The organism is Pseudomonas sp. MF09150 (genome assembly GCF_059862355.1).
Window position 1 is genome coordinate 34,694 of the sequence record NZ_JCBCUS010000012.1, and the last position, 19,612, is coordinate 54,305.

General features: G+C 62.3%; 14 protein-coding genes. 4 read left to right on the top strand and 10 right to left on the bottom strand.

All coding sequences use genetic code 11. The annotated features are described in order from the left end of the window. Positions 1 to 79: 79 nt before the first annotated feature. Together AC19YX_RS30605 and bfr are read left to right on the top strand one after the other, a co-directional pair. The gene (locus AC19YX_RS30605; protein ID WP_500607720.1) at positions 80 to 1,528 is read left to right on the top strand and encodes a catalase; all 1,449 of its coding nucleotides are present in this window, start codon (positions 80 to 82) and stop codon (positions 1,526 to 1,528) included. A gap of 155 nt (positions 1,529 to 1,683) precedes the next feature. Continuing rightward, on the top strand, positions 1,684 to 2,148 hold the full coding sequence (gene bfr, locus AC19YX_RS30610; protein ID WP_020297857.1) for a bacterioferritin: 465 nt from the start codon (positions 1,684 to 1,686) through the stop codon (positions 2,146 to 2,148). A 97-nt stretch (positions 2,149 to 2,245) separates the two neighbouring features. Here bfr and uvrA read toward each other — a convergent pair whose 3' ends face one another. Beyond that, entirely contained in the window at positions 2,246 to 5,080 is a 2,835-nt protein-coding gene (gene uvrA / locus AC19YX_RS30615; RefSeq protein WP_020297858.1) for an excinuclease ABC subunit UvrA, read from the bottom strand. Between the two features lie 205 nt (positions 5,081 to 5,285). Here uvrA and AC19YX_RS30620 point away from each other — a divergent pair, with 205 nt between their 5' ends. Then, positions 5,286 to 6,680: an MFS transporter gene (locus tag AC19YX_RS30620; RefSeq protein WP_078471568.1), complete on the top strand. Its 1,395-nt coding sequence runs from the start codon at positions 5,286 to 5,288 to the stop codon at positions 6,678 to 6,680. A gap of 9 nt (positions 6,681 to 6,689) precedes the next feature. Beyond that, complete coding sequence (locus AC19YX_RS30625) at positions 6,690 to 7,202, top strand: single-stranded DNA-binding protein (protein WP_020297860.1); 513 nt, start codon at positions 6,690 to 6,692, stop codon at positions 7,200 to 7,202. A gap of 81 nt (positions 7,203 to 7,283) precedes the next feature. Here the strand turns inward: AC19YX_RS30625 and AC19YX_RS30630 are convergent, their stop codons facing one another. The 9 genes from AC19YX_RS30630 to AC19YX_RS30670 form a co-directional block, all read right to left on the bottom strand. Then, a complete protein-coding gene (locus AC19YX_RS30630) occupies positions 7,284 to 8,342 on the bottom strand; it encodes a hypothetical protein (RefSeq protein WP_500607721.1) in 1,059 nt (352 codons plus the stop codon). Positions 8,343 to 8,376: 34 nt separating this feature from the next. Beyond that, entirely contained in the window at positions 8,377 to 10,197 is a 1,821-nt protein-coding gene (locus AC19YX_RS30635; RefSeq protein WP_500607722.1) for a hypothetical protein, read from the bottom strand. 3 nt (positions 10,198 to 10,200) lie between these two features. Continuing rightward, complete coding sequence (locus AC19YX_RS30640) at positions 10,201 to 11,493, bottom strand: hypothetical protein (RefSeq protein ID WP_500607723.1); 1,293 nt, start codon at positions 11,491 to 11,493, stop codon at positions 10,201 to 10,203. Positions 11,494 to 11,511: 18 nt separating this feature from the next. After that, positions 11,512 to 12,432, bottom strand: a complete 921-nt coding sequence (locus tag AC19YX_RS30645) for a hypothetical protein (protein ID WP_500607724.1) — start codon at positions 12,430 to 12,432, stop codon at positions 11,512 to 11,514. 64 nt (positions 12,433 to 12,496) lie between these two features. Further along, positions 12,497 to 14,890, bottom strand: coding sequence for a hypothetical protein (locus AC19YX_RS30650; protein ID WP_500607725.1), 2,394 nt, complete (start codon positions 14,888 to 14,890; stop codon positions 12,497 to 12,499). Positions 14,891 to 14,900: 10 nt separating this feature from the next. Next, entirely contained in the window at positions 14,901 to 16,040 is a 1,140-nt protein-coding gene (locus AC19YX_RS30655) for a hypothetical protein (RefSeq protein ID WP_500607726.1), read from the bottom strand. Then, positions 16,019 to 17,464 (bottom strand): alkaline phosphatase family protein, encoded by a 1,446-nt coding sequence (locus AC19YX_RS30660; RefSeq protein ID WP_500607727.1) that lies wholly within the window; start codon positions 17,462 to 17,464, stop codon positions 16,019 to 16,021. The genes AC19YX_RS30655 and AC19YX_RS30660 overlap by 22 nt, the downstream gene beginning before the upstream one ends. Continuing rightward, the gene (eboE, locus tag AC19YX_RS30665; RefSeq protein WP_500607728.1) at positions 17,454 to 18,689 is read right to left on the bottom strand and encodes a metabolite traffic protein EboE; all 1,236 of its coding nucleotides are present in this window, start codon (positions 18,687 to 18,689) and stop codon (positions 17,454 to 17,456) included. Before eboE ends, AC19YX_RS30660 begins: the two co-directional genes overlap by 11 nt. After that, positions 18,686 to 19,570, bottom strand: coding sequence for a TatD family hydrolase (locus tag AC19YX_RS30670; RefSeq protein ID WP_020297869.1), 885 nt, complete (start codon positions 19,568 to 19,570; stop codon positions 18,686 to 18,688). Before AC19YX_RS30670 ends, eboE begins: the two co-directional genes overlap by 4 nt. Positions 19,571 to 19,612 lie beyond the last annotated feature (42 nt).

Here is a 19,612-nt window from a genome sequence, read left to right on the forward strand (position 1 = left end):
GATGGTGTCATCGGGATGGTCAATACTCGATGTCAGCCGATTAGCCGGCAGTTTCAAGACTGACAGAGGAAGATTGAGCATGAGCCAGAATAAAACGCTTACCACCGCCAGTGGCGCTCCGGTCGCCGATAACCAGAATTCCCGTTCCGCCGGTCCTCGTGGCCCATTGCTGCTCGACGACTTTCATTTGATCGAGAAGCTTGCGCACTTCAACCGTGAAAACATCCCTGAGCGTCGCGTGCATGCCAAGGGTTCAGGTGCCTACGGGACGTTCACCGTCACCCGCGACATCACTCAGTACACCAGCGCCAAGCTGTTCGAGTCCGTGGGCAAGCAAACACCGACCTTTTTGCGCTTCTCCACGGTAGGCGGTGAGCGTGGCTCGGCTGATACCGAACGCGATCCCCGTGGTTTCGCCTTGAAGTTCTATACCGAGGAAGGTAATTGGGACATCGTTGGCAACAACACGCCGGTGTTTTTCATCCGTGACCCGCTGAAGTTTCCCGATTTTATCCACACCCAAAAGCGTCTGCCGCAGAGCAATCTGAAGAGCGGCCAGATGATGTGGGACTTCTGGTCGCATTCGCCTGAGGCGCTGCACCAGGTCACCATCCTGTTCTCGGATCGGGGTATTCCTGATGGCTACCGCCACATGCACGGGTTCGGCAGTCACACTTACAGCCTGATCAGCGCCACAGGCGAGCGGCACTGGGTGAAGTGGCACTACAAGACCCTGCAAGGGATCAAGAACCTCGCTCCGGCGGAAGCGGCAAGACTGGCGGGTACTGATCCGGATTACGCCCAGCGCGACCTGTTTGGCGCGATTGAGCGTGGTGACTTCCCAAAATGGCGCGTGTGCATTCAGATCATGAGCGAGGCCCAGGCCGCAGCTCATTACGAGAACCCGTTTGACGTGACCAAGACCTGGTCGCAGAAGGAGTTCCCGCTGATTGAAGTGGGCGAGCTGGAGCTTAACCGCAACCCGCAGAATTACTTCGCTGAAGTCGAACAGGCGGCGTTTGGTCCAAGCAATATGGTGCCGGGGGTAGGCCTGTCGCCGGACCGCATGCTGCAAGGACGAGTCTTTGCGTATGCCGACGCTCATCGCTATCGCGTGGGTACCAACCACCAGCAACTGCCGGTCAACGCGCCGCGCAGCCCGGTGAACAGCTACCAGCGCGACGGCTCCATGGCCTTCGGCAGCAACGGTGGCGCGGCGCCTAACTATGAGCCGAACAGCTACGCGGATGCGCCCAAACAGGCGCCTCGGTATGCCGAGCCCGCATTGGCGCTCAGCGGCGCGGCAGATCGTTATGATCACCGTGAAGACACCGACTACTACAGTCATGCTGGCGCGCTTTTTCGCCTGATGAACGAAGATCAGAAGGCGTTGTTGATCAGCAACATTGCCGGTGCCATGGCCGGTGTTTCGGCGGACGTGGTCCAGCGTCAACTGCAGCATTTCTTCAAGGCCGACCCGGCTTATGGAGAAGGAGTCGCAAAGGCGTTGGGCGTACAGCTTAACTAAGTCTAAACGAGAAGCAGAACCGCCCTCATTTGGGCGGTTTTTGCGTTATTTAAGCTACTTTTCTCAGAATATCTTCACTTTGTTAGCGTTTTTCCAGTGACCTGCAAGTCAGCTTGGTTCAAACTATCCACTTTCAAGCAGGGAGATGTAGGGCGATGCAAGGTCACCCGGACGTAATCGATTACCTCAACACGTTGCTGACGGGCGAGCTGGCAGCACGTGATCAATATTTCATTCATTCGCGGATGTACGAAGACTGGGGCTTCAGCAAGCTCTTCGAACGTATCAATCACGAGATGGAAGAAGAGGCACAACATGCTGACGCCCTGATGCGTCGCATCTTGATGCTCGAAGGCACGCCGCGCATGCGTCCAGATGATCTGGACACCGGCACCACGGTGCCTGAGATGCTCGCCAGCGATCTGCGCCTGGAATACAAAGTGCGCGCCGCGCTGTGCAAAGGCATCGAGCTTTGCGAGTTGCACAAGGACTATGTCAGCCGTGACATCCTGCGCATTCAATTGGCCGATACCGAAGAAGATCACACCTACTGGCTGGAGAAGCAGTTGGGCCTGATCAAGGTCATCGGACTGGAAAACTACCTGCAATCGCAGTTCTGATTTTCCGTCAGCGCCATACTGGATCGTTCGCAAGGCGATTTCAGTGACATAAAAAAGCCCCTGGCATCTCACAATGCCAGGGGCTTTTTCTTGGGGCTCAATCCCTGTCGCGAGCCAGCAGTGGCTTGAGGTAGTACCCGGTGTGGGACTGCGCCATCTCGGCCACTTGCTCCGGTGTGCCGACCGCGATGATCTGCCCGCCCTTGGAGCCGCCTTCAGGACCCAGGTCCACCAGCCAGTCAGCGGTCTTGATCACGTCCAGGTTGTGCTCGATCACCACCACGGTGTTGCCGTGGTCGCGCAGGCGATGCAGAACGTCGAGCAGTTGCTGAATATCGGCGAAATGCAGGCCGGTAGTCGGCTCGTCGAGGATGTACAAGGTCTTGCCGGTATCGCGCTTGGACAACTCACGCGACAGCTTGACCCGTTGGGCCTCGCCACCGGAAAGCGTAGTCGCCGACTGCCCGAGCTTGATGTAGGACAGCCCGACATCCATCAGGGTCTGCAGCTTGCGCGCCAGCGCCGGTACCGCATCGAAGAATACCCGTGCTTCCTCGATCGTCATCTCCAGCACTTCGTGGATGCTCTTGCCCTTGTATTTGACCTCAAGGGTTTCGCGGTTGTAGCGCTTGCTCTTGCACACGTCGCAGGGCACGTAGATGTCCGGCAGGAAGTGCATCTCGACCTTGATCAGGCCATCACCCTGGCAAGCCTCGCAGCGTCCACCCTTGACGTTGAACGAGAAGCGCCCCGGCCCGTAACCGCGCGAGCGCGACTCGGGTACGCCGGCGAACAGCTCGCGAATCGGTGTGAACAGACCGGTGTAGGTCGCCGGGTTGGAACGCGGTGTCCGTCCAATCGGACTCTGGTCGATATCGACCACTTTATCCAGATGCTGCAGGCCGTTGATGCTGTCGTGGGCAGCGGCTTCCAGGGTGGTTGCACCGTTCAGTGCCGTGGCGCTGAGAGGGAACAGGGTGTTGTTGATCAGGGTCGACTTGCCCGAGCCGGAGACCCCGGTCACGCAGGTCAGCAGGCCGATTGGAATCTCCAGGTCGACGTTGCGCAAGTTGTTGCCACGGGCGCCCTTGAGCGACAAGGTGAGCTTCTTATTACGCGGCGTGCGCTTGGCTGGCACCGCGATCTTCACCCGCCCCGACAGGTACTTGCCGGTCAGCGAATCAGGGTGGGCCATGACTTCGGCTGGCGTGCCTTCGGCAACGATGTGTCCACCGTGCACCCCGGCGCCTGGGCCGATATCCACCACGTAGTCGGCCAGGCGAATGGCGTCTTCGTCATGCTCAACCACGATCACCGTGTTGCCGATGTCGCGAAGGTGCTTGAGGGTGCCCAGCAGGCGATCGTTGTCCCGCTGATGCAGGCCGATTGACGGTTCGTCGAGGATGTACAGCACCCCGACCAGGCCTGCGCCGATCTGGCTGGCCAGGCGAATCCGCTGTGCCTCGCCACCGGACAAGGTGTCCGCGCTGCGGTCCAGCGACAGGTAATCGAGACCGACATTGACCAGGAACTGCAGGCGCTCGCGAATCTCCTTGAGGATCTTGTCGGCAATTTCGCCGCGACGTCCGGTCAGCTTGAGCACGCCGAAGTATTCACAGGCGTCGCCGATCGGCAGGTTGGTCACCGCCGGCAGGGTTTTCTCGCCGACCCACACATGCCGCGCTTCACGACGCAGGCGGGTGCCACGGCAATCCGGGCAGGGCTGGGTGCTGAGGAACTTCGCCAGCTCTTCGCGCACGGTGGCCGACTCGGTTTCGCGGTAGCGACGCTCGAGGTTCGGCACGATGCCTTCGAACGGGTGCGAGCGCTTGACGATATCGCCACGGTCGTTGAGGTACTTGAAGTCGACGTTCTGCGAACCGCTGCCGTTGAGGATGACCTTCTGCTGGTCGGCGGGCAGTTGGTTGAATGGCACTTCGAGGCTGAAACCGTAGTGCGACGCCAGGGAACCGAGCATCTGGAAGTAGTAGACGTTGCGCCGGTCCCAGCCGCGAATCGCACCTTCGGCCAGGGTCAGGTCGCCGTTGACCAGGCGCTTGATATCGAAGAACTGCTTGACCCCCAACCCGTCACAGGTCGGGCAGGCGCCAGCCGGGTTGTTGAAGGAGAACAGCTTGGGTTCCAGCTCACTGATGGCGTGTCCGCAGATCGGGCAGGCAAAGCGTGCGGAGAAGATGATTTCTTCACCGGGCTCATCATCCATCGGCGCCACCAGGGCGATGCCGTCCGCCAGTTTCAGGGCGGTCTCGAAGGATTCGGCCAGGCGCTGCTGCAGGTCGGCCCGGACCTTGAAACGGTCCACCACCACGTCGATCGAATGCTTCTTCTGTTTATCCAGCTTCGGCAGTTCGTCGAGCTCGCACAGCCTGCCGTTGACCCGTGCCCGGACAAAACCCTGGGCCCGCAGCTCTTCGAAGACCGAGAGGTGCTCGCCCTTGCGCTCGCGAATCACCGGGGCCAGCAGCATCAGCTTGCTGCCTTCCGGTTGTGCCAGTACCAGGTCGACCATCTGGCTGACGGTCTGGGCTTCCAGCGGGATATCGTGATCGGGGCAGCGCGGAATACCGACGCGGGCATACAGCAGGCGCAGGTAATCGTAGATTTCAGTGATGGTGCCCACGGTGGAGCGCGGGTTGTGCGAGGTCGATTTCTGTTCGATGGAGATGGCTGGCGACAGACCTTCAATGGTGTCGACGTCAGGCTTTTCCATCATCGACAGGAACTGTCGGGCGTAGGCCGACAGCGACTCGACATAACGGCGCTGGCCTTCGGCGTACAGCGTATCGAAGGCCAGGGACGACTTGCCGGATCCGGACAGGCCGGTGATGACGATCAGCTTGTCCCGCGGCAGGGTCAGGTCGATGTTCTTCAGGTTGTGGGTTCGGGCCCCACGAATCAGGATCTTGTCCAAAAGCGGCCTCGCTTGGCGGGCATCGAAAACGAAGGAGTATAAAGCCAAATACTGGATGGATGCACACTATCGGCTAGCAGATTTCAGCAGCGGGCCAGGGGGTGTGACTCCAGGTCGCGGCACGGGTACGTGACAAAGAGTCGCCATGTACCCCGTCTATCGATGGGACTGGTAGAATCGCCGCCGGTTCACATGAGGTTTATCCATGCACGATCCCCACAGCGAACGCATGAGTGGCAGCGAGACCCGCGCAGCGAGCGGTCTGGCCCTGGTGTTCGCCTTCCGTATGCTTGGCATGTTTATGGTGTTGCCGGTCCTGGCGACCTATGGCATGGACCTGGCTGGCGCAACCCCGGCCCTGATCGGCCTGGCGATTGGCGCCTACGGCTTGACCCAGGCATTGTTCCAGATCCCGTTCGGCATCATCTCCGACCGCATTGGCCGGCGCCCGGTGATCTACCTCGGGTTAATCGTCTTTGCCCTGGGCAGTGTGCTGGCGGCCAACGCCGATTCGATCTGGGGGGTGATTGCCGGACGGGTTCTGCAGGGGGCGGGGGCGATTTCCGCGGCGGTCATGGCGCTGTTGTCAGACCTGACCCGCGAGCAACACCGGACCAAAGCCATGGCGATGATCGGTATGACCATCGGTCTGTCGTTTGCCGTGGCCATGGTGGTCGGTCCGTTGCTGACCCGCAGCTTTGGCCTGTCGGGGTTGTTCCTGGCGACCGGCGGCATGGCCCTGGTGGGGATTCTGATCATTGCCTTTATGGTGCCGCGCTCCACCGGCCCGTTGCAGCATCGTGAATCCGGCGTGGCCCGCCAGGCACTGTTGCCGACCCTCAAGCATCCGGACCTGCTGCGCCTGGATCTTGGTATCTTCGTGTTGCATGCGATGCTGATGTCGAGCTTCGTTGCCCTGCCTCTGGCGCTGGTGGAAAAAGCCGGCCTGCCCAAGGAACAGCACTGGTGGGTCTACCTCACCGCGTTGTTGATCTCGTTCTTCGCCATGATCCCGTTCATCATCTACGGCGAGAAGAAACGCAAAATGAAACGAGTTCTGCTCGGTGCCGTCAGTACCCTGATGCTCACTGAGCTATTCTTCTGGCAGTTCGGCGACAGCTTGCGGGCGCTGGTGATAGGTACGGTGGTGTTCTTCACCGCGTTCAATCTGCTGGAAGCCTCCTTGCCATCGCTGATCAGCAAGGTTTCACCGGCCGGCGGCAAAGGCACGGCCATGGGGGTTTACTCCACCAGTCAGTTTCTCGGTTCGGCCTTGGGCGGTATCCTTGGCGGCTGGTTGTTCCAACATGGCGGTTTGTCGGTTGTGTTCCTGGGATGCGCAGGTCTGGCTGCACTCTGGCTGGTCTTTGCTGTTACCATGCGCGAGCCCCCATATGTGACGAGCCTGCGCTTGCCGTTATCGCCCGAAGCGATCCGCGAAGCCGGTCTGGTCGAGCGCCTGAAGGCCGTTGTTGGGGTAACAGATGCAGTGGTGGTGGCCGAGGAGGCCGCCATTTACATCAAATTGGACACCGAATTATTGGATCGCGCGACCCTCGAGCAGCTGGTCAATCCAGCGCCGGCGGCGAGCGAAGCCTAGGAGAACGTTATGGCCCGTGGGGTTAACAAAGTCATATTGGTCGGCACTTGCGGCCAGGATCCCGAAGTTCGCTACCTGCCTAACGGTAACGCCGTGACCAACCTGAGTCTGGCAACCAGCGAACAGTGGACCGACAAACAGACCGGCCAGAAAGTCGAAAAGACTGAATGGCACCGCGTCTCGATGTTCGGCAAAGTCGCGGAGATCGCTGGCGAGTACCTGCGTAAAGGTTCGCAGGTCTACATCGAAGGCAAACTGCAAACCCGCGAGTGGGAAAAAGACGGCATCAAGCGTTACACCACTGAAATCGTGGTCGACATGCAAGGCACCATGCAACTGTTGGGCGGCCGTCCACAGGGCGACCAGCAAGGCGGTGGCATGTCCAACTCGGCGCCACGTCCTCAGCAGTCCCGTCCGCAGCCAAGCCAGCAGCCACAGCGTGAGTCGCGTCCAGCGCCTCAGCAGGCGGCACCGCAGCCGGCTCCGGATTTCGACAGCTTCGATGACGATATTCCGTTCTGATCCAGCGCCGTCAAAAGCACTGAGCAAAGGCCCTTGGCGATTATCGCCAAGGGCCTTTTTCTTTGCCTGGCGTTCAGCGCGCTAGGGCAGTTGCACCCTGCGAACCTGGCCGGCCAGCGCGGCGACGCCGTTGTCCGGCGTAGGCAGGGGGCGACCGGTGAGGCCCATGCCTTCGCTGATCAATACTGCCCCCGGCACCAGGCACAGGTTGGAAGGGGTATCCAGATGCTGGGCCAGCAGCGTGACCTGCCCGGTGTTCAGGCTGCAGCTGAGCAGCCGGCCACTGAAGCGGGCAAAACCGCCATGCAGGCACTCGCCGGCCCAACTTGGAAGCAGGGGTTGCAGCAGGCGGTCGCACAGCTCCAGGACCAACACCTGGCCGTCCTGGCTCAAGGCCAGGCCGGTGGGCAGTTGCAGGCCATCGATCAGGACTTCGATGCGCCCACTGTGCAGCCAGACCCGGATCACCTGGCCGGCACGCTCGGCGAAATCGATGCCACGCCGCGCCGGATCGCTGTGCAGCTCACCCGAGAACAGGCTGATCAGCACGGCGGCGGTCGCCGGTTCATAGACCAGGGTCACCGGCACCGCTTCCTGACCCTGGCCCAGGTCCGGCAAGTCGAACAGCACGCGCTCTTCCTTGTCGCCCTTGAACTCGACCAGTTGATTGGTATCGGGCTTGACCGCCAGCCAGCTGCGGCGCACCGGGTGATAGCACAGCGAGTTCAGGTTGCCGCGGCTGTTGAATACCGGCTCGGGCGGCCGGTATTGCAGGTCGAGGATTTTCGAGCCTTCGACATAGTTGGTCTGGCTGACCAGGCAGCGTCCGTCGCCACAGGCGATATCCGACAGCCCCATGATTTCATCGCGCAACATGCGCGCCTGCAGGTTCATGGAGCGAAAGCCCTCGGCCACGATTTCCGGCGGCAGGTACGCCCCCGGCACATCGGGATCGGGGCGCAGGCGGCTGATGCGCCCGCTGAAGCTTTGGTCGGGCAGGCCTGAACCGGCTTCGGCCATCAGCAGGCTGCCGTCGCTTTGCAGGCACAGGCCTCGCGGGTTCAGCAGCCCTTGGGCGACGATGCTGCTGGGGCGCAGGTTTGGCGCCGGGTGGGCGGGAATCAGGATCGGCATCGGCATGGCGGCTCTCCAGGGCAAAGGGGGCAGGGCGTCATCACAACTGGGGCTGCCAGGGCTCGCTGGTGAGCCAGGCCTTGAGCAGCGCCCGCTGGCTCGGTGACATCGAGTGCACCACCGGCATGTACAGCGTGGTGCCGTTATAGACCTGGGAGGTACGCGCCAGAATCATCTGCCGCGCGTTCCACACCGCATCCTGCTGGTTGAGCGGGATGTAGCGCGACATGGCCGGGAACGCCAGGTAGTGAAAACGCAGCACGTGTTCGTAGACCTGATCCCAGGTAATGCTGGTGCCCGGGGCGATGCCGAAACTGGTCTGGGCGAACTTGCGAAAGTTGATGAAGTACGCCCCGTCGTCGCTGCCGACGACGCTGAAATTCAAGGTGGCAAACCCGGCCTGGGGTTCTGAACCTGGCTTGAGGGTGACCTTGAAGCTGACGCTGGTACTGCCTTGGCTCACGGTCAGTTGCGGTTCGAATACCAGGAAGTCCCAATATTCAGGGGCCAGGTACGGGGCGTGCTCGTCGTCGTTGGAAGGACCGGGGGTGATCTTGATCAGTGTGTCTTGCGTTACGGGCCCGCCCAGTTGGGTCACGTTCAGGGTGATCTGGACCCCGTCCGGGTGGTCGTCCAGGTAGATATTGCGCTGGTCGGCGCTCAGGCGATAAGCCTGCTCGGGGGCGTTCACCATGGTCTTGGCGAGGGTCAGTGGGGCCTTGATGCCCAGTGGCTGGCTGGCGACCAACTGTTGCTGCTCGGCGCTCAGGGGCAAATCGACGATGCCGCCGTAGAGGTAGTAGTACTGCAGGTCTTTGCCGAAGGGGCTGAGGGTGGTCAGCCTGGTCGATCCAGCGGTGATGGACACCGGGCCGTAGTCCGCATTGGGCCCGATGGGGCTGGTGATATCGGTGCGCACACTGCGAAAGGCCTGCTTGGGAATGATGTTGAGCATGTCGATGCTCAGCAGTTCATCGCTGGTCAAGGTGGCGTAACCGGTGCCGCCGCTGGTCTGGTTGATCAACTGGCGGCCAGCCGGAACGATCAGCGGCTCCCCGGGGAACGCCGGGGCCAGGGTGCCGACCATGCGCCCGATGCTCGGGTTGGCGGTGAAGAGCTTGGCGGCGTAGTCGGCGTCGAGCTCGGCGGTGGTCATGCTCGGACACATTTCGAACATGACGAAGCGCACCACAATCCCGCTGGCACCCGGCGCTTCGATGATGGACTTCAGAATCGCGCTGTCCTGGTTGTAACTGACGATGTCCTTGAGCGGGAAGGTCAGCTGGAAGGTGCCGCTGATCCGGTTCGACCCGGGCGCATCGGGCTCACCTTCGAGGATCCGCAGGGCCACGTCGAAGCTGCTGCACACCGTATTGCCGCGGATCAGCAATTGAGGGCTGTCACTGCTGCCGATCTGCAGGCCACCGACGAAAATCTGCGTGCTGATGGTCCCGGTCGGGTCAAGGTCGACCATCATCGGCCCGGTGACCGGCGGGTTCTGGGTGACCGGGTCCACCGAACCCATCAGGTACAACGGCTGGCCGATCAGGTCGCCATGGGTGCTGATGTCTCCCGGCTGGCCCTGGGAGCTGATCAGCACGTTCTGCATGTCGACGGAGTGCTGGCCATAGTGGTTCCAGCCGCCGGCGGTGTACTTGACCCCGGTGGGGGCGTTGATGAATTGGTTCAGTTGATCATCGCTGTAGGCCTGGGCCGGGGGCGACACGGTCGAGGTGGTCAGGTCGAACAGGGCCAGGGTCTGGCCGTTGTCGATGGGGAGGGTGGCGGCGTTGTTCGGCACGCTGACGTTGGTGCGGATGCCGCCCCAGAAATTCAGCCGTGGGCCATTCAGAATACTCATGGTCTATTCCTCATCCTTGATGGAAGTGCCTGCGGGTGCCTTGGCGAATTTGAACAGGTAGGAGAAGTCCGCCTTGAAGCGGCTGTTGATCGGGGTGGCCTTGGAGTGGCAATCGGTGCAGCTGCTGTTGGGCTGGATATAGCTTTCCATGGTCACGTTGGCGGCCAGGGCCGGCGTCGGCGAACCCTGGGGATTGCTGGGGTTGCTCGGGTCGCTGGGCCATTGGGTGGTCACCAGCTGGTAATACTTGAACACCGTCGATTGCACTTGCGCAGCGGCCTGGAACTGACTGTTGAGGGTTACGGTAGCCGGGGTCAGGGGCGTGAACCGGTCCAGCGGATTGGGCGTGGTGAAGCTGGTTCCGGGTTTGGGCTGGCACACCTGGTGGCCATCCTGCAGGGTCCAGTTGCAAGGCGACTGGTTGAGGCTGTCGGCGGGGGCGCCGGCGTTGAAATAGGAGTACTTGACCCCCGGCGCCGGCTGATTGACCCATTTGCCCTCGACCAGGACCTTGGGGGGAACGTTGTCGACCTGCTCGAAGGTCGACCAGATCCACTGCGGATAACCCGGCGCCTTGGTGATGATGTGCAGGCCGACCAGTCCCAGGTTGACCTGGGTGGTACCGTCCGGGACGCCCTGGTCGTTGAACTGGGTGACCATGGCGGGCATTTGCAGGTAGCGGCTGGCATCGTCCTGGGCGGTCAGGATGCGCCAGCTGGATTTGATCTCGCTGGTCGCACTGGGAAACTTGATGTTGCTGGCCTTGGACACGATGTCGGCGTTGTAGAAGTCGTTGGCGACGATGTAGTTGTAGGAGGCCTCGTTGGCGGCCAGTTCGTAATAGGTGGGTTTGCCGTTCTGGTCGATCAGCCAGCCGCCGACCGCTTGATTGTCAGAGTGCACGACGGTGTTGTTCTTCAGCGCGGCAATGTTGATCAGCCGCAGGCGCTTGGCCTGCAACGCCGAGTTCCACGGTCCGGGCGGCTTGGCGCCGGGGAGGAAGATTTCATCGACGTTTTTGTAGGTTTGCCACACGGTCGGGCCAGGGGCGCCCAGGGCCGCCGAGCAATCGGGCTGGCCCCGGGCTCCGGCCTTGGCGGGCCAGCTCAGGGCGACAAACATCTGCCAGCTGTAGCGATCGAACGCATCCTGGCTGGCGTCGGCGATGGGCACGACGCTGGGTGGCTGGCATGAGAGGTCGATGCCCGAGGTGGTCTGGGCCGGCTGCTCCCGGGCAACGGCGGGCAGGCTGAGCAGGCCGAGCAAGATCAGGCTAAAGCGCGGAAAAGTGTTCATGGCGATCCTTCGTCATTGTCAGGGTTGGCGTTGCATCAACTTGTTCCACTGCGCCGATTTGCCGTTGCTCTGGCCGGTAGGCGGCTCGAACAATTGGCAGGGTGGCGGGTTGCTTGGGCACATGGCTGCGACCTGGTCCCAGGTCTTGGCCGGGTTGGGTTTCTCTATGCGAAAGTTGACGTAGTTCTGGCTGACGATGGGGGCGTTGGCGACGCTGGCGTCCCCGGAGAAAAAGAACGACTGCGGCTTGCGGTAGGGCGGCGTGCCGGTCTGCGCCTTGTTGAAGGCATAGCCGAACAGGATCGGTCCCTGGGGCGAATCCAGGTCCAGGGCGTAGGCCTGCACGCTGCCCTTGAGGTTCTGGCTGCGGCTGGGGCTGTAGGGCAGGTGCTGCACGAAGTCCTGGCGCGGCGGGTGGTTCATCGGCGAAAAACTGCAACAGGCCGGCATGTCCTTGGGGCGATCGTCGTAGGTCAGGAAATACGCCTTGTTGCCCAGGGAGACGAAGGTGCAGCTGTAGTTGTTGTTCTTGATCGGGAAGATCGGCAGGCAGTACTTCTCGTAGTGCTCGAACATCGCGCCGTAACCGTCGCCATCGGGCGGCAGGTAGCCGGTGTCGTAGTAGCTGGTGCCCTTGGACACGGTGTAGTCCGAAGGTTTCAGGGTGCTGGGCGGCGAGCTGTAGGGCGGCGGGTTGTTCTGGTAGTTGGTCATCACCCGGTACATGGTCCAGTCGCTGATCCAATAGGCCGGGAAGAACGGATCGCTGGGATCGGTGGGCGCACGGGGGGCGACGCAGTTGCCGTTTTTGGCATTGCACCCCAGGGTGTTGTGCACCCCGTTGGTGAAGTACACGGCGGGGCTATCGTCCTGGGCGAACAGCGGCGAGCTGATAAGCAGGGTCGGCAACAGCAGCCGGGTAAAGAAGCTGGCGTTCATAAGACACTCCCTTGAAGTGCCGGGTGAGGGTGTCACCCGGCGTTCCTGCGTGATGCGTTGGCTGTCAGTTGAGGGTGTTGAAGTCACTCATGCTCAGGGGGATGGGCGGGTAGTTGCGCTTGACCAGGGCCTGGGCCCACAGCTCGAGAATCGCCCGCCGGCTTTGCGACATGTCGCGGGTGATGGGCATCGAGAGCGTGCTTTCTTCCTGATACGGCTTGCTGATCAGCACGATCAATTGGTCGATGGCGCCTTCGACCCGGGTCTGGGAGTTGAGCGGCATGAACTTGTTCATGATCGGGTACAGGTAATAGAAGGGCTGCAGGATCTGCGCGTAGATGAAGTTGTTCCACAGCAGCTGGCTGGCGTTTTCGCTCTTGTAGATGGAGTTCCAGTAGTTGATGAAGTTTTGCTGCAATTGCGGCTCCATCGGCAGCACGCGCAAGGGCGCGAGGAAGTCGGCGTAGCCCCCGGTGTAGTCGAAGCTGAAGGGCACCTGTGGCGCGCTCGCGCCTTCTTGCAGGAAGAAACGCAGGGTCGGAAACCCCGGTGCCACGGCGCGCATTCCCAGTTGCGCGATGCCTCTGGCGTCAGTGCGGATTTTAGTGATGGAGTAGTTGATCAGCCCGCCACCGGGGGTGTCGCGCAGGTTGCCACTCCTGGCAAACGGCTCATCGAAGGCCAGGCACGGACGCAGATTGATCGCGGTCGGCTTGCTCAGGTACTGCTGATAGCTGATGGGGGTGCCAGGTGGCACCGCGTTGCTGCTGGCGTCTGCCTTGAGCAGTGCGGTCAGGCGTCGCCCGCTGCCGGTGGCCAACTGATTGGCAATCGGTGGCGTGTCGGTGAACTGTGGCAGGTTGGGCTGGTTCAGGTTGCGATTGCTCGGGTTGTCATAGAACAGGGTGAAGTTGGCCGGGTTGCTGAACGCCAGGTAGTAGTTGCTGGTGGTGATCATGTAGGCGTTGCCGTACTCGGCGACCCACAACACGGTGCCGGCCGGGGCCGGGACGCCATCCTGCTGCACCATGATCTGCAGGGTTTTGTGATCGCCCACATCAATGAAACTGCCGCTCTCGATGACCTCGGCGGTCCACTTGCGCTGAGCGGCGGCGACCACGGGCGTGGCGCCTTGCAGTTGCAACAGCAGCGAGCCGTTCTCCAGGGCGCTCTGTTGCCCGCTGTTGATTGGCAGGTCAAGCAGGCCCGAGCGTTTATCGAAGGCGGCCTGGTTGTACTGCTCGAAGCCGAACTGGGCCAGGGGCTGGTACTTGCCGTTCAACTGCACCCCCACTGTGTAGTTGCCGGCGTTGAAGCGTTCCGCCTTGGCGATCGGGGCGCTGGGGTCGACCGGGTAGAACGGGAAGCCGTTGGACAGGTCCAGGGACAACACTCCCGGGTTGATCTGGGCTGAAATCACCCCCAGCTGGGTGCTCGACGGCTGGGTGTCACCTGGGGTTTTCTTGTACACCGGCACTGCGCTGGCGGGCATCAGGCGCCGGCCGCCGGGGGCCGTGGGGAACTCGTCGGCAAACCACAGCCCAAGGGTGCCGGCGGTGCGGCTGTAGGCCGGGTTGAAGAAAATATCGGCGACGTTGTTCAGCCCTTTCTCATACATCACCCGCACCTTTTCCATGTCCGCAGGAGCATGGGAGTGGGTGTTGATCGGCGGGAAGTCGTTGAAGACGCCGTTTTTGTCGTAGAAGGTCAGGTAGGTCGAGAAGCGGAACATCAGGCCCTTGGCGCCCTGCTGGGTCATTTGCTGCTGGAGGTTTTTCAGCAGTACCGAGTTGCCGATGACCCATTGCAGGTTTTCCTTGGGAAAGCAGGTCTGCCAGGTGGTGGTCACGGTACTCAAGCCACCGAACGCGCCCCAGTTGAAGTTGAGGAAGCGATCGAGCATCCGGTACTGGCGGTTGAGCGTCAGGCCGCATTGGGCGTCGCCCAGCACCAGCTTGTCGAAATACAGCGCGGTGAAGGTGTTTTGCCAGGGGCTGACATCGACAAAACGCGCGGCACTGGGCTCGCTGCCGCCAAAGGGGTTGCCCTGCAACTGGTAGTTCTTGCTGACCAGGGCGTCCTGGAGGATGTAATTGTTGGCCTGCAACTCGCCGCCCACCACCACCGAGCGCGTGTCCTTGTGGGTCACGGTGCCGCAGGCGTTGTCGCCGAACAGGTCCCATTCGGCGGGCATGAAGGGGTAGGTTTTCGGGTTGGCGTTGGTCGGCACCTGCAGCACGTAATCCGGGACCTGGTTGTACGCCAGCGGCCGGATCGACCACGGCATCAGCGCGGTCGGGGCGTTTTGCGGGGTGACGTCGTAGTACTTCAGGAACGGCCAGTTCATGTCCATCTTCACCGCGTCGTACAGCGGGAACACGTCGTTGTTGTTGGCCGTTGGCGGGTTCCAGAACATGTGGCCGTTGAGGTAGATGCGGGGGAAGTTCAATACGCTCATGTCATGCTCCTTAGCGTTGCCACTGGGCGCGTTTGAGCGACCAGACAAAATCCAGTTTTTTGTAACCGGCATACGCCGAGTCCGGCAGCGGAGTGGTCGGGTAAACGATGCCACCCTGTTCTTTCAGGGCGAAATTGAAGTAACCCTTCTGGTTCGAGTAGGCGGCGGTGCTGTGGCAGGCCAGGCACGACGAGGTGCTCTGGAACGCCGACTCCAACTGCGAGTTGGCCAGCACCTGGGTCACCGGCTGGAACTCGACGCCGATCAGTTCGTACTTCGACAGCCCGGGGTAGGTGGCCTGGAAACTCAGGTTCACCGGCTTGGCCGCCGGGGTCGGGCCGGTGGTGTTGGTCATCGGCGTGGCCGGTACGGCATTGGTCACGGTGTACTTGCTGTTGTTGACGTTTTCGAAGGTGGTCCACACCCAGTTGGCGCTCAGCTTGTTGATGACGTGCATGCCGCTGAGGGCGGCGTACCCGACCTGGTACTGGTTCTTGTCCGGGTAGTAGGCCTGGATGATGTAGTAGCCATCGTTCTCCAGCTTCTGCTTGAAGGCGGCATCGGTGCCGATCCAGATCCACGAGGTTTTCAGCTCCCAGGCGGTGCTCGGGAAGTCCAGGTTGCCGGTCAGGGCGGCCTGGCCGTTCACGTTGTAGATCTTTTTATTGAGGATGTAGTTGAACGTGTCCTGGCCCATGAGGATGTGAAAGCGCACCGGCTGGCCGCGTTGTGCTGCCGGCACCTGGTTGCCCATTTGCAGGATCAGGCCGTCCACCTGTTGTGTGCTGTCCAGGTTCTGGAACACCCGGTTGGGGTTCATCCCCAGTTTTTGCGCCTGGGCCTGGATCGCCATGGGCGTCGGCTGCTGCGGCAGATAGGGTTTGGGCTGGGCGCCGTTGGCCAGGTACACCTGGTCCGACGGCTTGAACCCTTCCCAGACCCGGTTCGGGCTGCCCTGGGCCGAAGGCTGGTTGAGGCAGACAAACCAGTTCCAGGCCTGGGTTTCCGGACTTTGCAAAAAGTTGGCCTTGGTCTGGCTGGGGTTGGCTCCGTACGTGAGGAAATTACCGCAGTCATAGGGAGTGGCGTTCTGTGCCTGCGCCAACCCGGCGAGTGCACTGAGAACGGTTATGGAGATGGCTCGCCGCATGGAAGCTCCTTGGCATTGGCCTTGTCGTGGTATGGGCGCCCCAGGAAGTACTGCAGGAGCAGTTGCTTGACTGCCGTGACCGGAAGTTGCTCCGGTAGCGCCAGGTCGCAATCGGTGATGAGCAGCGGGCTGCTCTGTGGGCTGTCGGGCAGGCGGCCATGGCTGCCGCGGACCATCCGCGTGTCCAGTGGGATCAGGTCCATGTAGTAGCGAAAGCCGAGTTTCTTCTGCAGCAGGCGGCGGGCGATTTTCAGCTTGGGCCAGCGGATGGCCGGGTCGATGAACATCTCCAGCGGGTCGTAGCCGGGCTTGCGGTGGATGTCCACGGTACGGGCGAAGTCCGGCGCCTTACGGTCGTCCAGCCAGTAGTAGTAATCGAACCAGTAGCCGGCAGCGGCCACCACCACCAGCTCGCCGCTGCGCGGGTGGTCCAGGTGCCAGGCCCTTTGTTCGGTTTTATCCAGCACCTGCTCGACGCCGGGCTGGCGCTGCAACAGGGCCTTGACCCGGGCCACGTCCTGGGCGCGGCGGATGTAGATATGCGCGACCTGATGGTCGGCCACGGCAAAGGCCGCGCTGGCGCCGGGGTCGAGCAGTTCCCAGGACAGCGACTGGCGGACCTGGAGCAAGCCTTCCGAGCGCAGCAGCCGGTTCAGCGAGACCGATTGCTGCACCGGCTCGATGCCGTACTCGGACAACAGCATCACCGACGCGCCCTGTTGCTCGGCAAAGTCCAGCAGGCGCCCGACTTCGTGGTCGATGGCGCACAATTCATCGGCCATGGCCGGGTGCTCCGGCCCCAGGCGTTGCAGGCCGTAATCCAGGTGGGGCAGGTAGACCAGTTGCAGGTCCGGACGGTTGATCTGGAACTCGGCCATGGCGCAGTCGACGATCCAGCGGCTGGAGGCAATGCCCGCCGCCGGCCCCCAGAAGCCATGGAACGGGAACTCGCCGATCTGCTGTTCGATGGCCTCGTGCAGCCCGGGCGGATCGGAGTACAGGCCGAACACCTTGCGCCCGTCGGCCGGGTAGTGCGGGCGCGGGGTGATGGCGGCCGAAACCTCGGCGTACATATTGAACCACCAGAACAGCTGGCTGCAGCGAAACCCGGGGATCTCCCGTTGCAGCACCTGCCAGACTTTTTCCCCCTGGATCAGCCCGTTGGGCTGCAGCCAGAAACGCACCTCGGCCTGGTCGCGAAAGTACCAGCCGTTGCCGACAATCCCGTGCTCCGATGGCGTTGTCCCGGTGAGGATCGAGGCTTGCACCGTCGAGGTCACGGCCGGGAACACCGGCTGCAAACGGGTCATCTGCCCGCGCTGCAGCAGTTGATTGATGCGTGGCGTGGCAGCCCCGAGCAACCCCGGGGTCAGCCCGACCACGTTGATCAGCAGCAGCGGTTGGCGCGGAGCTTCAGCGGCCATGGGCCACCTCCAGCGGGCGTGGGTGGGTTTGCAGCAGTTGCCTGGCCCGCAGTTGCTCCTCGACCCATTGCAGCTCGCGGGCGATGCCCTGCAACTGCGCCGCGGCGCTGTCCGGGCGCAGCGGCTGCGGCAGCACGCCCCAGCTGTAGGTCTCGACCTCAAGCACTGGGCGCAGCGCTGGATGCTCGGCCAGGTAATCGAAGGTCTGGGCCAGCGCGTCCTGGCTGCCGCTGAGCTCCGGCAACAGCAATTGCTCACTGAACAGCGGCACGTGGAAGTGGATACGCAGTTCGGCTTCCAGGACCCGGCCCTGGGCGATGTCCTGCAATACGGCGGGCAGGTCGGGCCAGGACCGCAGCCGCCCCTGCACGTCGCGCGCCTTGACCTGATGCAGGTACACCACTTCGGCAAAGTCGCCGAGGGCCTGGACCACCGCCGCCCGACGTGGATGCTCCGCCGCGGGCAACTGGCAGACCATGGCGCTGGACAGCTGGATCTTGCCCACCGGGACGCCGGCCTGTTGCAGGCGGTGCAGGGACTGGTAGCAATCCTCGAACAGCACCGCCTGATGGCAGACGTCGAAGCACAGCGCCAGGTACTCCTGATGCGGATCGGTGGCCTGCCAATGCTGGAAAAAGGCAATGGCCTGGCCGGTGTTTTCCAGCACGCAATCGGGCTCCATTTCCAGGCACAGGCGGATCTTCTTGCCGCTCTCCTGATACAGCCTGGCCAGGCCCGCCGTGAGCTGGCGCAGTTGCTGTTCGGCACTGTGCTGCAAGGCCTGATTCCAGTGCGCGGCATACCCCAGGGGTACGCTGGAAATCACCCCCTGGGTGCAATCTGGCGGCAGGGCATCGGCCAGCAGCCGTGCCAGTTGCAGGCTGTAGTCGAGGCGCTGCGGATCGGCCCAGTGCGGGCGGTAGACCTCGGCCTTTACCGCCCCCTCATGGAACCGGCCATAGGGGAAGCCATTGAGCGAGGTCAGGCACAGGCCGCTGCGTTGCAACAGTTCGAAAAATTGCCGGCGTGCCGTCGGCTGTTGCAGCTCGGCGACTGCCCGCGCGCTGATCCACAGACCGCTGTCCTGCTGGCTCAGCCCGCGCAGGCGGCGCACTCCCTGGAAGTCGGACTCGATCGAGGCCCGCAGCCCGGCCAGTTCCGGGGTGGGGTGCACGTTGCCGCAATAGCCGATCTGGGTGGGCGTCCATTCCCTGGGCTGGCTCATTTGATCACCGGCTCCTGGCCGCGCAGGGCCGAGTTTTCCTGCCACTGCTTGCGCTGGTCGATGGGCAGCGGGGTGCTGACCAGTGCCTTGTCCAGCTGCCCGCTCTGGGCGAAGAAATCCACCGGGTTGTGAAACAGCACCTGTTCCACCTGGGCTTCGCTGAAGCCGGCGGCGAGCATGGCCTGGCCGGTTTTCGGCACTTTCAGCGGGTCGCTGATGCCCCAGTCGGCGGCGCTGTTGACCACCATTTTCTCGGTGCCGTACTCCTGCAGCAGGGCGACCATGCGCTGCTCCGACATCTTGGTGTTGGGGTAGATCGAATGGCCGCGCCAGCAATCGCTGTCGAGCACCAGGGGCAGGGTCAGTTCGTTGAGGTGGTCGATGATCACCAGGTTCTCGGCGATGCCCACCTCGCGGATCACCGCCAGGGTGCGCTTGGTGCCGCCGATCTTGTCGCGGTGCGGGGTGTGCACCAGCACAGGCAGGTTGAACTCCTTGGCCAGTTGCAGCTGGGCGGCGAGAAAGCGGTCTTCCTCGGGGGTGATGTCGTCGTAGCCGATCTCGCCGACGGCCACCACGCCGTCCTTGAGCAGGTAGCGCGGCAGGATCTCCAGCACCTCGTTGGCCACTGAGAGGTCATTGGCCTCCTTGGGGTTGAGGCCGATGGTGCAGAAGTGATGGATGCCGAACATGCTGGCGCGAAAGCGCTCCCAACCCAGCAGGGTGTCGAAATAATCGATGAAGCTGCCGACGCTGGTCCGGGCCTGGCCCTGCCAGAAGGCCGGCTCGATGACCCCGGTGATGCCGGCGGCGGCCATGTTCTGATAGTCGTCGGTGGTGCGGCTGACCATATGGATGTGCGGGTCGAAGTACTTGAGCATGGTGAATCCTCGTCGAGGGGGAGTCGGTAGGCGTGGGTTCGA

Excerpts from the sequence above, each read along its gene's own strand:
- bfr (WP_020297857.1), top strand. The coding sequence starts at position 1,684 with ATGCAAGGTCACCCGGACGTAATCGATTACCTCAACACGTTGCTGACG.
- AC19YX_RS30630 (WP_500607721.1), bottom strand. The coding sequence starts at position 8,342 with ATGCCGATGCCGATCCTGATTCCCGCCCACCCGGCGCCAAACCTGCGC.
- AC19YX_RS30635 (WP_500607722.1), bottom strand. The coding sequence starts at position 10,197 with ATGAGTATTCTGAATGGCCCACGGCTGAATTTCTGGGGCGGCATCCGC.
- AC19YX_RS30640 (WP_500607723.1), bottom strand. The coding sequence starts at position 11,493 with ATGAACACTTTTCCGCGCTTTAGCCTGATCTTGCTCGGCCTGCTCAGC.
- AC19YX_RS30670 (WP_020297869.1), bottom strand. The coding sequence starts at position 19,570 with ATGCTCAAGTACTTCGACCCGCACATCCATATGGTCAGCCGCACCACC.
- AC19YX_RS30605 (WP_500607720.1), top strand. The coding sequence starts at position 80 with ATGAGCCAGAATAAAACGCTTACCACCGCCAGTGGCGCTCCGGTCGCC.
- AC19YX_RS30625 (WP_020297860.1), top strand. The coding sequence starts at position 6,690 with ATGGCCCGTGGGGTTAACAAAGTCATATTGGTCGGCACTTGCGGCCAG.
- AC19YX_RS30645 (WP_500607724.1), bottom strand. The coding sequence starts at position 12,432 with ATGAACGCCAGCTTCTTTACCCGGCTGCTGTTGCCGACCCTGCTTATC.
- eboE (WP_500607728.1), bottom strand. The coding sequence starts at position 18,689 with ATGAGCCAGCCCAGGGAATGGACGCCCACCCAGATCGGCTATTGCGGC.
- AC19YX_RS30620 (WP_078471568.1), top strand. The coding sequence starts at position 5,286 with ATGCACGATCCCCACAGCGAACGCATGAGTGGCAGCGAGACCCGCGCA.
- AC19YX_RS30650 (WP_500607725.1), bottom strand. The coding sequence starts at position 14,890 with ATGAGCGTATTGAACTTCCCCCGCATCTACCTCAACGGCCACATGTTC.
- AC19YX_RS30660 (WP_500607727.1), bottom strand. The coding sequence starts at position 17,464 with ATGGCCGCTGAAGCTCCGCGCCAACCGCTGCTGCTGATCAACGTGGTC.
- AC19YX_RS30655 (WP_500607726.1), bottom strand. The coding sequence starts at position 16,040 with ATGCGGCGAGCCATCTCCATAACCGTTCTCAGTGCACTCGCCGGGTTG.